This is a genomic window from Luteibacter sp. GL_149 (genome assembly GCF_057834065.1).
Genome location: NZ_CM174395.1, coordinates 4,114,041 through 4,129,662, shown reverse-complemented (window position 1 = coordinate 4,129,662; position 15,622 = coordinate 4,114,041). Strand labels below are relative to the sequence as shown.

Annotated in this window: 6 protein-coding genes; 5 read left to right on the top strand and 1 reads right to left on the bottom strand. The window is 63.1% G+C overall.

The window, feature by feature from the left end; genetic code table 11:
- Window positions 1-44: 44 nt before the first annotated feature.
- On the top strand, window positions 45-1,592 hold the full coding sequence (locus tag AC3IR3_RS18240; protein ID WP_489194217.1) for an MFS transporter: 1,548 nt from the start codon (window positions 45-47) through the stop codon (window positions 1,590-1,592).
- Window positions 1,593-1,975: 383 nt separating this feature from the next.
- Window positions 1,976-10,774 carry an autotransporter-associated beta strand repeat-containing protein gene (locus tag AC3IR3_RS18235; protein WP_489194216.1) on the top strand — a complete coding sequence of 2,933 codons (8,799 nt, stop codon included), beginning with the start codon at window positions 1,976-1,978 and terminating at the stop codon, window positions 10,772-10,774.
- A gap of 54 nt (window positions 10,775-10,828) precedes the next feature.
- Here AC3IR3_RS18235 and AC3IR3_RS18230 read toward each other — a convergent pair whose 3' ends face one another.
- Entirely contained in the window at window positions 10,829-11,650 is an 822-nt protein-coding gene (locus AC3IR3_RS18230; RefSeq protein ID WP_489194215.1) for a ParB N-terminal domain-containing protein, read from the bottom strand.
- A 162-nt stretch (window positions 11,651-11,812) separates the two neighbouring features.
- On the opposite strand from AC3IR3_RS18230, the gene AC3IR3_RS18225 reads away from it, so the two are divergent.
- From AC3IR3_RS18225 to AC3IR3_RS18215, 3 genes are all read left to right on the top strand, one after another.
- Window positions 11,813-12,388 (top strand): sugar dehydrogenase complex small subunit, encoded by a 576-nt coding sequence (locus tag AC3IR3_RS18225; RefSeq protein WP_489194214.1) that lies wholly within the window; start codon window positions 11,813-11,815, stop codon window positions 12,386-12,388.
- A 97-nt stretch (window positions 12,389-12,485) separates the two neighbouring features.
- Complete coding sequence (locus AC3IR3_RS18220) at window positions 12,486-14,072, top strand: GMC family oxidoreductase (protein ID WP_489194213.1); 1,587 nt, start codon at window positions 12,486-12,488, stop codon at window positions 14,070-14,072.
- Window positions 14,073-14,081: 9 nt separating this feature from the next.
- Window positions 14,082-15,530: a c-type cytochrome gene (locus AC3IR3_RS18215; RefSeq protein WP_489194211.1), complete on the top strand. Its 1,449-nt coding sequence runs from the start codon at window positions 14,082-14,084 to the stop codon at window positions 15,528-15,530.
- Window positions 15,531-15,622 lie beyond the last annotated feature (92 nt).

The following is a 15,622-nucleotide window of genomic DNA, read 5'->3' as shown; positions in this document are numbered from 1 at the left end:
CACAAGACCGGCCCCGCCGATGCTCTCTACGCGACCGGATTCCCATGACTGACTCAACCGCACCAGCCGCCACGCGCGGCTTACCCGTATTGGCTGCCGTTTGCCTTGCCGCCCTGATTCTTCCGCTGAATTTTTCGGCTGGTGCCGTCGCGACGCTCGCAATCGGTCGTCAGCTGGGCGGCAGCGCGGCGAATCTCGCCTGGATTACCAACGCCTTCATGCTGACCTTCGGCAGTTCGCTGATGGCGGCGGGCGCTCTCGCCGATCAGTTCGGACGCAAGCGATTGTTCGTCGGTGGCGTCGGCGCGCTTACGTTGTTGTCGCTCGCGTTGTGTTTCGCATCGAGCGTGCTGGTGGTCGACGTGCTGCGCGGCCTGCAAGGTTTCGCTGCGGCGGCCGCACTTTCCGGTGGCTCGGCGGCATTGGCCCAGGTTTTCCACGGCAGGTCTTTGACGCGTGCATTCAGTGCGCTGGGTACCAGTTTTGGCGTCGGTCTCGCTTTCGGCCCGTTACTTGCCGGTGTGTTGATCGGTCGCTTCGGCTGGCGATCGATCTTTCTGTGCATCGCGGCGGTCGGTGTCGTGGCACTCGCGTTCGGTGCGCGACGGATGCACGAGTCCCGCGACCCGAATGCCTCCGGTCTCGACTGGCCCGGCGCGCTTACGTTTACCGCGGCGCTGGCGTGTTTTACGTATGCGGTGGTGCAGGGGCCCGCCAGCGGTTGGAGCAGTGTGCTCGTCGTCGGTTTGCTGTGCATGTCGTGTGTGTTTGCGGCGGTTTTCGTCCAGACAGAACTGCGGGTCGCCCGCCCCATGCTAGACCTCAGCCTTTTCCGCTATGCCCGTTTCGTTGGCGTGCAAATCCTGCCGATCGGGACGTGCTACTGCTACATCGTCTTGCTGGTGCTGTTGCCGCTTCGGTTCATCGGGATCAACGGCATGCGCGAAATCGACGCGGGTCTGCTGATGCTCTCGCTCAGTGCGCCGATGCTCGTCGTGCCTGCGCTTGCGGCGTGGCTTACCCGATGGATCGCACCGGGCATGCTTGCAGGTTTTGGATTGCTTGCGGCGACCTTCGGTCTCTATCTGCTTAGCCGCGTGCCCATGACCGAAACGGGACAGGCGCTGATGCTTCCGATGCTGGTTATCGGCTGCGGTACGGGCTTTCCGTGGGGTCTTATGGATGGTCTGTCGATGACCGTGGTTCCGAAAGACAGGGCGGGCATGGCCACCGGCATTTTCAGTACGACGCGGGTAGCGGGCGAGGGCATCGCACTGGCGATTGTCACCGCCGTACTTGCGACGCTGACGCAGGGGAAGTTGATGGCGACCGCGGGAGGTGTCAGCGACGACACGATGGCACGAGCGGGTGAGGCGGGCATTCAACTGGCCGCAGGCGACCTTGCCGGCGCACAGCGGATATTCCCGGAACTGAGCAGCGGATCGATGATCGCCGAATTTGCATACGCTTTCCAAACGCTGCTTCTGATCCTCGCGGTCGTTACTTTCGTCGCCGCACTGGTGACGTTCGTCTGTCTGGTGCCGCGACCGGGAACGCGGACATCGGCTCTGGCTGCGGCGTCCGACGGATAGAGGCTCTTGCGAGCCGATCGTCAGGTACCGCGGTGCACGTTCTTTCGCATCGCGAATCGTGTGTTTCACAACGATTTACGTCGATGTGATGGTGCCGGTTCTGTGTATCGGTGCAATCGATAGCAGTCGTACGCTGCCAGTCGAAATACCGAGACATATTTCAAACCATCTTAAGGGGTTCGCCCGAGGTGTCCGCTCAGTCGTCTTCCATGACGACGGGAGGCGTATGCGTTTTTCTCGAAGGACTGTCGGGTTGCTTCGCCACGTAGATGGAATTGCACGCATTGAACCGGAGGGCTGTCATGCATCAGCATCGTCTTGATCGTGTTCGTCGTACGTCGTTGGTCAGAGGAATCTTTCTGGCCCTTGCGCCGATCATGGCTATGCCTTTACTTACGGGTACGGCCTATGCGACCTGCACGACGGCTGGAACCACGATCACCTGTCCTACCGGCTCCACTACGAATACGGTTGTCGATGCCACCAATGGTGTGACGGTGAATGTACAAACCGGTGCGGTTGTCAGCGTTCCTCCTCTTCTCGGCGGTACCGCGCTGACACTCAGCGGCAATGGCATCACGCTGAACAACCAGGGCTCGATCGATCCGACGATCACCGGTGGATTCAGCCTGGCGGCGTCGGGCACCATCCTTGGCAATAGCGGTGCCAATACGATCAATGTGGACAACCTGGCCGGCGGCAAGATGAATGGCCTGGTCAATATCGGTTCGCTGCTCGGTTTCGGCGGTCAGGCGCTGGTAGTGCAAAACGGTACCAACGGCCTCACCACGATCAAGAACAGTGGCACCGTGGGGATGTCGATTCTCGGCGTCGCTCTGTTCACGGCGGCGGATGCGCCGGCCATCGTGTCTTATGGCGGTGGCCAGACGAGTTTTACCAACGACAGTGGCTCCAGCATCACTGGACGTATCGGCTTTAACGCGCCGGGTACGGCCAGTCTCGGCAATACCTTTCTTAATGCGGGCACCATCAACGGCAGCGTGTATCTGGGCGACAGCACCGCGGGCAATACCTTCACGGCGGTGTCCGGGTCCAGCGTAAACAACAACGGCAACTCTCCAGCGGGTTCCCTTTCTGTTATCAACGTGAAGCTTGCCGCTGCCGGCAAGGTGGACGGGGGCACCGGCACCGCCAATAAGTTGATCCTGCAGAACTCGGCGACAGGCGTGGGTTCGGGCACCGGTGGCACCGTGACCAACATTGGCGCGGGCACCTATGTGAATTTCCAGCACCTGACGGTGAACAGCGGCACCTGGAATTTGCAGGGCGCCGTCGCCGGTCTCGACACCACGCTCAACGATGGCCTGGTGACTTTCGACAATGCCGGTGCGTTCGGCGGTGGCCTGTTCAACGTCAACGGCGGCGCTATCGCCGCCGCGACGGCCGGTCTGTCGCTGGCCAATAGTTTTTCGCTCAATGCGGGCAACCTGACCCTTGGCGGCAGCAATGCTTTCTCGTTGTCCGGTGTACTGTCGGGTGCGGGTGGACTGACGATCGCAAACACCGGCGTCGTGACGCTGGGTGGCGCCAATCTTTTTACTGGCGGCGTCGCTCTCAATGCGGGCGGCCTGCTGCTTGGCAATGCCGGTGCGCTGGGTCTCGGCAACCTGTCGATAGGTGGTTCGGCTACTCTCGATACCCTCCCCGGAGTGGCCGGCTTCAACAACAATATCGTCGTCAATCTCGGCGGTTCGTTGAACCTGATCGGCAACACCGCGCTCAACTTGACCGGCTCGCTGTCGGGCCTCGGCAACGTGATCAAGAGTGGTAGCGGCGTGCTTACGCTTGGCGGCGCAAACAGTCTCAGCGGCAGTTTCTCCATCACCGGAGGCGGATTGGCCTTGGGCGCCGGTGCCAGTCTGTCCCCCACGGGGGCCATGAATCTTTCCGCGGGTACCAACCTCGACCTTTCGGCGGCGGCGAATCAAACCATTGGTTCGCTGGGTGGGCTCGGTGGAAACGTTAACCTTGGCGTGCACACTCTTACCCTGGCCGGTGTTGGCGATAACAGTTTCGGCGGTGTCATCGCCGGTACCGGTGGCCTGATCAAAATCGGAACGGGCGTGCAGACGCTGGGCGGCCTCAACCTGTTCGGCGGCGGCGTGGCGCTGAATGCGGGTGGCCTATTGCTGGGCAATGCCGGTGCGCTCGGTACCGGTGCTCTGAGTGTGGGTGGTGCCGTTACGCTGGATGGAACCCTTCCCCTCGCACTCGCCAATAACGTCACGCTCGGTGCAGGCGGTTCGCTTAATCTGCTCGGCGGTCAACCGCTGACGTTCAACGGCGTGCTGTCGGGGGCCGGCAACCTGATCAAGAGCGGCGCATCGCTGCTTACCTTGAATGGCGCGAATACATTCGGTGGCGGTCTTTCGCTCAACGGTGGCGGTCTGTTGTTGGGCAATAGCGGTGCGCTGGGTACCGGTGCGTTGACGGTGGGCGGTGCGGCCACGCTGGATGGCGCTGCGGCATTGTCGCTGACCAACAACGTCACGCTCGGCGCAGGTGGTTCGCTCAATTTGCTTGGCAGCCAGCCGCTGACGTTCAACGGTGTGCTGTCGGGTGCCGGCAGTCTGATCAAAGGTGGTGGGTCGACGCTTACCTTGAATGGCGTCAACACATTCAGCGGCGGTTTGACGGTCAATGGCGGCGGCCTGCTGCTTGGCAATAACGTGGCGCTGGGAACGGGCACGTTGACGATTGGAGGTGGTGCCGCGATCAACCTGGATGGCACCGCCGCACTGACGCTGGACAACAACGTCGCACTCGGTGCCGGTGGTTCGCTCAATCTTCTGGGCCAACCGCTGACGTTCAACGGTGTGTTGTCGGGTGCCGGAAGCCTGATCAAGGGTGGCGCGTCGACGCTTTCCTTGAATGGCGCCAATACATTCAACGGTGGCTTGACGGTCAATAGCGGCGGCCTGTTGCTTGGCAATAACGCGGCGCTGGGAACGGGCACGTTGACGATTGGCGGTGGCGCCGCGATCAATCTGGATGGCACCGCTGCACTGACGCTGGGTAACAACGTTGCGCTCGGCGCCGGTGGTTCGCTGAATCTGCTCGGCGGTCAACCGCTGACGTTCAATGGTGTGCTGTCGGGCGCCGGCAGCCTGATCAAGAACGGTGCAGGCACCGTGACTCTGAACGGCGCGAATAATTTCTCGGGTGGGCTGCAAATTGCGGGTGGCACGGTGGCGCTTGGCGCGGGCGGCAGCCTTGCGGCAACCGGTGCCGTGGATCTGAGCGGTATCGGTGCGGCGTTCGATCTCTCGGCCGCCGGCAACCAGACCATCGGCAACCTGACAGGCGTGGCAGGCACGAACCTGTTGCTGGGTGGAAATACGCTGAGCTTCGGCGGCGTGGGCAACGCAGCGTTCGGCGGCGCGATCGGCGGAACCGGCGGGTTGGTCAAACTGGGTACCGGTACCCAGACACTGACCGGCAGCAATACATTCACTGGCGGCCTCAACATCTCGGCGGGCACGCTGGCACTCGGTGCTGGCGGCAGTCTGGCGGCGGGCGGCGCGGTAACCCTCGGAGGTGCCGGTGCCGGATTCGACATTGCGGCGGGTGGTAACCAGACCATCGGTGCGTTGAACGGCATCGCCGGTGGCAACGTCACGCTGGGCGGCAATACGCTGACTCTCAATGCCGCCGGAAATGCCAGCTTCAATGGCGCGATCGGCGGTGCTGGCGGACTGATCAAGTCAGGCGCCGGTACGCAGACCTTGATCGGCGCCAGTACCTTTGGTGGCGGCGTTGCATTGAACAGCGGCGGCCTGATCGTCGGTAATAACAATGCACTCGGCACCGGTGCGCTGACCGTGGGAGGTGCGGCAACGCTTGCCTCCAACAGCGCAATCAATCTGGGCAATGCCATCAACTTGTCGGCGGGCGCCGGTCTGACGGTGCAGGGCGCTAACGCACTGACACTAGGCGGCCCCATTTCCGGTGCCGGCAACCTCACGCTCAACGGCACGTCCACACTGACGCTGACCGGTGCGAATACCTATGGCGGCGGCACCAACATCCAGTCGGGCACGTTGGCGATAGGAGCAGGCGGCAGTTTGCTGTCGACCGGTGCGGTATCGCTGAGCGGTACGGGTACCTTCGATATTTCCGCTGGCGGCAACCAGGCCATCGGTTCGCTCAGTGGCGCGTCCGGCAACGTGAACCTGGGCGGCAACAGGCTGACCTTGAACGGTGCGGGCAGTACCGCGTTCGGTGGCGTGATCGGCGGTGCCGGTGGCTTGACCATCGCCGGTGGCGTACAGGGGCTTAGCGGTGCGAATACATTCGGTGGCGGTGTCTCCCTCAATACCGGCGCTGGCCTGATTCTCGGCAACAACAGCGCACTGGGTACCGGTGTGCTGAACGTCGGTGCCGGCGCGAACGCCACGCTGGATGCGAGCAGCGCGCTTACCGTCAATAACAACATCGTGCTCAACGGCGGACTGACGTTCCAGGGCAGCAATGCATTGTCCTTGAACGGCGTGCTGTCGGGCGGCGGTGGCCTGACCAAGGATGGACTGGCGACGCTTACCTTGAACGGTGCCAACACCTATACCGGTGGCACCAATATCAACAGCGGCACGCTGGCGCTGGGCGCGGGTGCCAGCCTGGCGGGTGCCGGTACGGTGAATCTGGCGACGGGCGCTACATTCGATCTCTCCGCGGGTAACGGCACGCAGACGTTCGGTACGTTGATCGGTGGCGGTACAGTCAATATAGGTGCCAACAACCTCACGCTGGGCAGCGCGACGAACGGGATATTCAGCGGGTCGATCGCAGGCACCGGTGCTCTCACCAAGGTGGGCAGCGGCATCGAAACGTTGACCGGCGCCAATAGCTTCACCGGTGGTACGACGATCGGCGCGGGCACGCTGGCTCTCGGCGCGGGCGGCAGTTTGTCGGCCGTGGGTGCCGTGAATCTGACCGCGGGCGGCGCGGGCTTCGATATCGCCGGTGGTGGCAACCAGACCATCGGCGCATTGAACGGTGTGTTGGCCAGCAACGTCACGCTAGGCGGCAACACGCTGACGCTTGGTGGCGTTGGCAGCGCCAGTTTCAATGGCGTTATCGGCGGTGCGGGCGGCCTGATCAAGACCGGCGCCGGCGTGCAGACGCTCGGCGGCGCGAACACCTTCGGTGGTGGCGTGGCATTGAATGCGGGTGGACTGATCGTCGGCAACAACAGCGCGCTGGGTACCGGCGCACTGACAGTCGGCGGTACGGCGACGCTGGATTCGAATGCGGCGGTTACTCTCGGCAACAACGTGAACCTGACCGGCAACGCGGGCCTGAATGTACTGGGCGGCAACGCACTTACCCTGGGTGGCGCGATCACTGGTACCGGCAGCCTGAGCAAGAGTGGCGGTTCGACCTTGACGCTTACGGGCGCGAATACCTTCAACGGCGGCACCAGCATCAGCGACGGCACGCTGGCCGTCGGTGCGGGTGGCAGTCTGTTGTCGACGGGCCTGGTCAACGTGAGCGGCACCGGCGCGCTGGATATTTCAGCTGGCGGCAATCAGGCCATCGGCGCGATCGATGGTGTTTCCGGCAGCGTGAACCTTGGCGGCAACACGCTCACGCTCGGTGGCGTGGGCAATACCAGCTTTGACGGCAGCATCGCTGGCGGTGGTGGCCTCATCAAAACCGGTGCCGGCGTGCAGACGCTGGGTGGCGCGAATACATTCGGTGGCGGCGTGGCATTGAATGCCGGTGGATTGGTGGTCGGCAACAACGCTGCACTCGGCACTGGTGCATTGACGGTCGGCGGTCCGGTGTCGCTGGATGCGAACGGGCCGGTCGCTCTCGCCAACAACGTCACCCTTAATGCAGGCGCGAACCTGGACGTGGCCGGTGTCGGCGGTGCACTCACGTTGGGTGGCGCGATTTCCGGTGCGGGCGGCTTGACCAAGGACGGCACCTCGACGTTGACACTGACCGGTGCGAATACATTCGGCGGCGGCACTGCGATCAATGCGGGCACGCTGGCACTCGGCGCCGGCGGCAGCTTGTCGAACACCGGTGCGGTGACGGTCGGCACGGCGGGAACACTGGATCTGTCGCCGGGTGGCAATCAGGCCATCGGTTCACTCGCTGGTGCGGGCGCGGTGAATCTCGGCGCGAATACGCTGGGCTTCGGCGATGCGGGCAATCTGACTTTCGGCGGCGTCATCAGCGGTAGCGGCGGCCTGACCAAGAACGGCACCGGTGTGCAGACGCTGACTGGCGCGAATACTTTCGGCGGTGGCGTCACCCTGGCGGGCGGCGGACTCGTGCTTGGCAACGACGCCGCGCTGGGCACCGGTACGCTGACGGTAGCGAATGCGGGGACGCTGGATGCGAGCGTGGCGGTGAATCTCGCCAATAACATCGCACTCGGTGCGGCACTGACCGATACCGGCAGTCAGGCGCTGACTCTGAACGGTCAACTCTCCGGTAGCGGCAGCCTGATCAAGGATGGTCCGGCCACGTTGACGTTGAACGGTGCCAATAACTACAGCGGCGGCACCACGGTCAATGGCGGCGGTGGTCTGATCCTGGGCAATGCGTCGGCACTCGGCAGCGGTGCATTGACTGTCGACGGCGGCAGTCTGCAAACGAGCGCGGCGTTGACGGTCGGCAATAACGTCACCGTCGGTGCGGGTGGCCTCACCGTGGAAGGCACGCAGAATCTGGATCTGAGCGGCAGCCTTGGCGGCACCGGCATCGTCAATAAACTGGGCAGCGGCACGCTGACCCTGGACGGCGCACTCGCAGGCTTCAACGGTTCGCTCGCGGTCAACGGCGGCGTGTTGAATGCCAGCAATCCGTATAACGGTGGCATCGCGGTCGGCGTCGGCGCAACGGCCAATCTCAACGGAAGCGGTGGCGCAGCCACTGCGGACGGTCCGATCGCCGGCACGCTGAATCTTGGTGCCGGTACCAGTCTGAATGTCGATTACGGCAACCTGGCCGGTATCACCGGCGCGGTGAATGGCACAGGCAGCGGTACCACGCTGAACATCACCGGCAGCGGCGAAGCCACGCTGCCGGGCGCGTCCATTACCCATGTTTCGAACCTCAATGTCGGTGCCGGTACGCTGGTGGTCGGCACCGGTACGAGCGCCACGTTCTCTAACGGCACGACGGCGGGCGGCAACCTGGTGGTCAATGGCAGTCTCGGTGGGCCGGTTGCCATCGGCAGCGGCGGTGCGTTGGTGGGCGGCGGCAGCATTTCGGGTCCCGTCACCGTGAGCGGCACGTTGTCGCCGAGCGGAACGGGCGGCAGCGGAGCGGCAGCCGGCACGGGTGCGCCGGGTACGACGCTTACCGTCGGCGACCTCACGACGACGGCAGGCTCGACCACGCAGGTGCGCGCCAACGGCGGTGGGACCAGCGACCATATTCAGGTCAACGGTACCGCTTCGTTGGGTGGCCAACTGGTCGCCTTACCCTCGGCGGGTTCGTATGCGGCAGTTACCAACTACACGATTCTCAACGCCAGCGGCGGCATCGCCGGGGCTTATGCCGGCGTGACACAGAACGTGCTGCCCTTCCTCAATGCCAGCGTGACGAACCAGGGCAATCAATTGGTGCTGACGCTTACGCAAGCGGGCACCGGTGGCAATCCGGGCGGCGATCCCACCGGCGGTACGCCGTTCGACAAGTTCCCCGGTCTCAACGGCAATCAGGTCGCCATGGCCGCCGCGCTGCAGAACATCGCCACCCATTCGACGCGCATGCCTACGCTGCTCGGCTATGCGCGCGGTCTTACCTCGGATCAGGTGATCGGATCGTTCGATTCGCTTACCGGCGAGACCTACGCCTCGGCGTCGCAAGCGGAGTTGTACGGCCAGAGCCAGTATCAGGACACCGTGCTCTATCGGATGAAACTGGCGCGCGACACCGGCGAGCAGGGGACGGCCGTCTGGGCCGAACCGTTCACCGCCACGACCAGTTTCGACGGCACGAACAACGTCGCCCAGACCGATTACCGTATCCGTGGCCTGATCGTTGGTGCCGATGCGCAGGTTGTGCAGGATCTGCGCCTGGGTGCCCATGCCAGCTTCGCCAATTCGCGTACATCGGTAAACCAGCGCGACGACCGGGTCGACGTCGATCAATACGCGGTCGGCCTGCATGCGCTTTATTTCAATCCGCAGCAATGGTGGGCGGAAGGCATCGTGTCCTATGGCCACCAGCGTGCCGAAAGCGATCGCCGGATACAGGTGGGCTCGCTGTTCGACGCGAATGCCAACGCTCGCTATAGCGGCTCATCGGTCAATGCGGCACTGGAGGGCGGTTATCGCTTCCAGTTCAACCAGTGGCATCTGGAGCCGTTCGTCGGAGCCTACTACGCCAAAGTGAAGTACGACGGCTTCACCGAACAGGGCGCCGGCGATGCCGCGCTTTCCGTCGGCCGCACCAGCGCAACCAGTCTCGAGTACGGCGTGGGTGCGCGACTGGTCGGCGATTTCGCGAGGAATCCCGATGGCACCCAGCTGCATCCGATCCTTCAGGTGCGTTATCTGCACAATACGAAGGACCAGGCGGTCACGGCCAACAATGCGTTCGTCAATGGCGGCAGCATCGGCAGCTTCACCGCCGATGGCCTGCAGCCGGTAAAGAACCACTGGCAAGCCGCGCTTGGTTTCAGTTTCGACATCACGCCGGCAGCCAGTGCATTCGTTTACTACAACGCGGACATCGCCAGTCACGGCACAGGCAATGCGGTGAACCTCGGCGTGCGCTGGACCTTCGGTGCGCCGGCCGCCGGCCTGAGCTTCAGGCCGAACCGGCAAACGGCACCCGCCATTGTCGAATCCACCGCGGTACCGGCCAATGCCGTTGCTACGCATTACAGTCCACCGGTCGCGAACCCGCCGCAGACGGCGATTGCCGTGGGTGCGGCGTCAGCGGTGGTCGCCAGTGCGGCGACGGCTTCCCCGGTTGCCGCCGCTCCTGTGCCGCGCGCGGCCGCTCCGGGCGGTCAATGCAAGATCAGGCATGCGAAGACGGCCACAGTGGCGAGCGCAGGGAATAAAAAGCCAGCGGCGGCGCATCGCCGTCCGCTTGTCAGAACCGGTGTTGTCGCCACCAGTACCGCAGCAGCGCGGCACACAGTACGTACCGTTAAAGCGGCGCCGGCAGCGGAACCGGCTTGCGAGGGCTGAGATAACGGAAAGGGCCGGTGCATGACCGCACCGGCTCCTTGTCGCACGACGCGTTCAGGCGCTCTCCGTCGCCAGCAGTTCAGCAAGTTCTTTTCGAAGCGCTTCGTTCTCGGCCGTCAGTTCCGCGACACGCAGTTTCAGCTCGTGGATTTCCTCGTGCTCTTCGATGGTCTCCTCTTTGGGAACCTTCTCGCGCGGCTTGCGCTTGGCATCGCGCACACGCTTGGCCGCCTGCTTGAGCTCATCGCCGCCGGCGATGGCGGCGGCGCGCTGTTCTTCTTCCGGCAGGGTCGCCACGGCCGCCGCCGCATTGATAGAGATCGTGCCGGATTTCACGGCCGCCACGACTTCCGGTGTTGCTTCCTTCTGGATTTTTTCGATCAGGCCGACCTGATTGCTGCTGAGGCGGGCCACACGAGCGAGATCTTCGCGGCTGGGCAGCGGCGCGGGCTTCGTTGCCTTGGCAGTGGCGGCGGGTTCCGCGCTGGCGGCCCCGCCTTCGCGATCGGCGGACGTCTCCCCCGGAGCTTCGGCTTCCGCAGCGCGAACGCGTCGTTCGGTGAGGATTTCGCGCTTGCGCAGCGCGAGCACGCCGCGCTGGAAGTCCGACACACTGCGTCGGCCCAGGTGCTGGTCGATCATCCACAGGTGGACGTCGTCCATGGACTGGAAGTGGGTGTTCTGCGCTGTCTGGAACGGAATGTCGTGCTTCTTGCAGATGCCGTAACGGTTGTGGCCGTCGACGAGGACGTCGCCCCATAGCACCAGCGCATCGCGGCAGCCTTCGGCGAGGATGCTGGCTTCGAGCGATGCGTGTTCGTCCGGCGTCAGTGGATCGATATAGGCCTTGAGTTCTTCATTGATGACGATGTCCATGGCGCGGGGTCCGGAAAGCGGCGAGGGGGCGCATTGTAAAGACCTTGCGTCGCATGTGCTGAGTCTGTCCGGACAGGACAGCGGCCTGGTTTTGGGGTAAAACCTTATGAGCGCCGTTCCGGTGCGCTTCTTTCTCCAGCCATCGCCAAGAGGAAGCTATCGATGTCCTTATCCCCTCAATCTCCGCAGGGCGGGTCTGACCTCGCCAATCCGGGTCGTCGCCGCGTTCTTGTTTCCGCTGGCATGATCGCCGCCGCCGGGGCCTTGTTGCCCTGGGCAAAGATGGCTTATGCCCAGGCGCCAGCCCAGGCGAGTGCTGCCGAACTCGCCGGCTTCCTGGCCCTTTCGAAGCGTCTGACGTCGCGTACTAACCTCGACGCCGGTGTATCGGAACGTATCTACGTCGCGCTGAGTGCCGGCGATCGGGCGTTTGGTCCCAGAGTCGCCGCGCTTACCAAAGCGATGGATGACGCGAACGTCTCCGATATGCGCAAGTTCAACGAGTCCGTTGTCGCCAGCGATGCTTCGATGAAGGCGCTGGCCATCGAAATCGTACACGCGTGGTATCTCGGCTACACGGGTACGCCCGGTAGCGGCATCACCGACGATGCGACGTTCATCACGTACACCGGCGCGCTCATGTACGAGTCGACGCAGGATGTCACCGTGATACCTACCTATGCCCGTGCCGGTACCAACTATTGGACCGAGTCGCCCGCCAGCATCGCTACCGACTAAGGGTCGCCACGAGCAACGGATCGCACGTGGCGACGGGCTTTAGCCCCGGCGCCAGCCGTGCCATGCCTCTCTATCTATCCACAGACCGAAGGTTCCCATGGATACTCAATACGACGCCGACGTTATCGTCATTGGCTCCGGTGCACTCGGTAGTAACGCCGCATACGAGCTGGCGAAGAAAGGCCGTTCGGTCATCATCCTGGAAGCGGGCTCGCGCATCCCACGCTGGAAGATCGTCGAGAACTACCGTACGTCGCCGCGTAAGCACAACTTCAACGATCCGTATCCGAACCAGCCATGGGCGCATACGACTGAAGAGCCCGACTACATCGAGAACACCGGCTCGTTCAAGTTTTTGCCGGGGATGCTGAAACTGGTGGGCGGTACGACCTGGCACTGGGCCGCTGCATGCTGGCGCTACCTGCCGAACGATATGAAGCTGAAGACGCTGTATGGCGTGGGGCGCGACTGGCCCATCGATTACGACACACTGGAGCCGTATTACCAGCGTGCCGAAGAAGCGCTGGGCGTCTCGGGCAACGATCAGGAAGACCAGAGCGGGCAGGGCGGCAAGGCATGGCCGCCGCGGTCGAAACCCTATCCGCTGCCCCCCGAGGGCACGACATTCATGACCCAGCGCATCAACGAACGTCTGGCGCCGGCGGGATACCATTATATCCACGAGCCCAATGGGCGTGCGTCGAAGCCGTACGAGGGCCGGCCGGCGTGTTGCGGCAATAACAACTGCATGCCGGTTTGTCCCATCGGTGCCATGTATAGCGGCGATGTGCATGCGACGCATGCCGAGCGTGCCGGCGCGAAGCTGATCGTCGAAGCCACCGCGTACAAGCTCGAAAAAGGTCCGAAGGGCAAAATCGTCGCCGTGCACTACAAGAAACCCACGGGCGAGGATGTCCGCATCACCGCGCGTTATTTCGTGGTCGCGGCGCACGGACTGGAAACGCCCAAGCTGCTGCTGATTTCCGAGGTGGCCAATTCGTCCGATCAGGTCGGGCGCAATCTCATGGATCACACGGGCATCGGTCTCACGATGATCGCGAAGGACCCGGTGTGGCCCGGTCGCGGCGCCGTGCAGCAGGGCGGCATTTTCAACTGGCGCGACGGCGACTTCCGCAAGAATCACTCGGCGGTGAAGCATGCCATGACCAATATGGTGCCGAACCCGGCCGTGACCGAGCGCCTGTTGAAGCAAGGTGTGATTGGCCCGGAACTGGATGAGCGCATTCGCCACGATGCGTCGCGCTGGGTCGATGTGTCGACGGTCTTCGAAATGCTTCCACACGCGAACAACCGCATAACGCCAGGCGACAAGAAGGACGCGCTCGGCGTTCCGATGCTTCGCGTGAACTACGATGTCGACGACTACGCGGCAGCCGGCAAGGTGATTGCGAAACAGGACTTCGCGAAATTCGCGAAGCTTCTGGATGCGGAGATCGTGGAGGACGAAACCGGCTGGCAGAACCGCGACCACATCATGGGCACGGTCATCATGGGGTCCGATCCGAAGGATTCCGTCGTCGACGGCGATTGCCGCACACACGATCACGACAACCTGTTCCTCGCGACCACGGGCGTGATTCCGGCATCCGGCGTCATCAACCCGACGCTGACCGGGGTGGCGCTGTCCATCCGGATCGCCGACACGATCAACAAAGAAATCTAAGGGCCCGCCATGACGATGATTTCGATTGTGCACACCCGTGGATGGATATTGAAGGGCCTGATGCTGGCCACCGTGGGCTTCGTGTCGATGGTTCACGCACAGGCTGCAACCGACGACGCACTCGTGGCGCACGGCAAGGCCGTCGCCATTGCCGGCGACTGCGCGGCCTGCCACACGGACAATAAAGCCACGCCTTTCGCGGGCGGCCGGCCCATCGGTTCGCCCCTGGGCAATATCTACGCCTCCAACATCACGCCTTCGAAGACGAACGGCATCGGCAACTACACCGCGGAGCAGTTCGCTGCCGCGTTGCGTCGCGGCGTCGACGCCAGAGGTCGTCATCTCTATCCGGCGATGCCCTATACGGCATATGCGGGAATCAGCGATGAAGACATGCACGCGATGTATGTCTACTTCATGCAGGCGGTGCCGCCGGTCGACAACGCCGTTCCGCCAACGAAGCTGTCGTTTCCGTACAGCATGCGCTGGACGATGGCCGTCTGGAACGCGTTATACCTGAAGAAGGGTACGGTCGAAGGATCGTCTCCGGACAGCAAGGAGATCGATCGCGGCCGCTACCTCGTCGATACGCTCGGACACTGCGGTTCGTGCCACACACCACGCAACCTGCTGATGGCGGAGCGGTCCGGCAAGTATCTCGGTGGGGCGAACGTCGACGGCTGGATCGCTCCTAACATTACATCCGATCCCGTGAGCGGCATCGGCGGCTGGTCGGCTGAAGAGATCGCGGCGTATCTGAAAAATGGTCACGTCAATGGCAAAGGGCAGGCGGGTGGCGGCATGGCCGAGGCGGTCGAGCAAAGCCTGCGCTATATGCCCGACAGCGATCTTCATGCGATAGGCGCGTATCTGAAATCGGTGCCGGCCATTCGCTTAGCCTCCGATGAAAAACCGGCATACGAATACGCGGGCGGTACGCCGTTACCGCCGATAACAAAGCTGGAACCGCAGCGCCCCGATGTCACCCGCGATCCGAACTTCGCAAAAGATGCCAGCTCTACCGACGGCTCCGTGCTTTACAGCGGCGCCTGCGCCAGTTGCCATCAGCCCAGCGGCAAGGGCACCGGTGATCAGTACTTTCCGTCGCTCAGCCACAACCGCGCGGTGGGTATGTCGACGTCCGACAATCTCGTGATGGCCATCCTGCATGGCATCGATCGCGAGGGTGCCGACATGCATGTTCTCATGCCCGCTTTCGATCGCGATCTGAACGACGCGCAGGTCGCGGCGGTCGCGAACTACGTCAGTCAGCACTTCGGAAATCCGGGCGTCGTCACTACGACGGCGCAAGTGGCACTGATCCGTGCCGGCGGCCCGACACCGTTGCTGCTGCGTCTGACGCCGTATCTTCTCGCCGCAGCAGCGATCGTCGTTCTGCTGATCGTCTGGCTGATTTTCCGCCGGAAAAAGCCGTCGCCGGGTAAGCGCGAGCGATGATGCTTTAGGCGTGCGCAGGAGGGTGCGAAGGTTGAACTGACGTTGGCCGATGGTGCGAGGCGGACTCTGGCGCTGCGCAACATAGCCCGCGC

Coding starts and splice junctions, on each gene's coding strand:
- AC3IR3_RS18240 (WP_489194217.1), top strand. CDS start 45: ATGACTGACTCAACCGCACCAGCCGCCACGCGCGGCTTACCCGTATTG.
- AC3IR3_RS18230 (WP_489194215.1), bottom strand. CDS start 11,650: ATGGACATCGTCATCAATGAAGAACTCAAGGCCTATATCGATCCACTG.
- AC3IR3_RS18215 (WP_489194211.1), top strand. CDS start 14,082: ATGACGATGATTTCGATTGTGCACACCCGTGGATGGATATTGAAGGGC.
- AC3IR3_RS18235 (WP_489194216.1), top strand. CDS start 1,976: ATGCCTTTACTTACGGGTACGGCCTATGCGACCTGCACGACGGCTGGA.
- AC3IR3_RS18220 (WP_489194213.1), top strand. CDS start 12,486: ATGGATACTCAATACGACGCCGACGTTATCGTCATTGGCTCCGGTGCA.
- AC3IR3_RS18225 (WP_489194214.1), top strand. CDS start 11,813: ATGTCCTTATCCCCTCAATCTCCGCAGGGCGGGTCTGACCTCGCCAAT.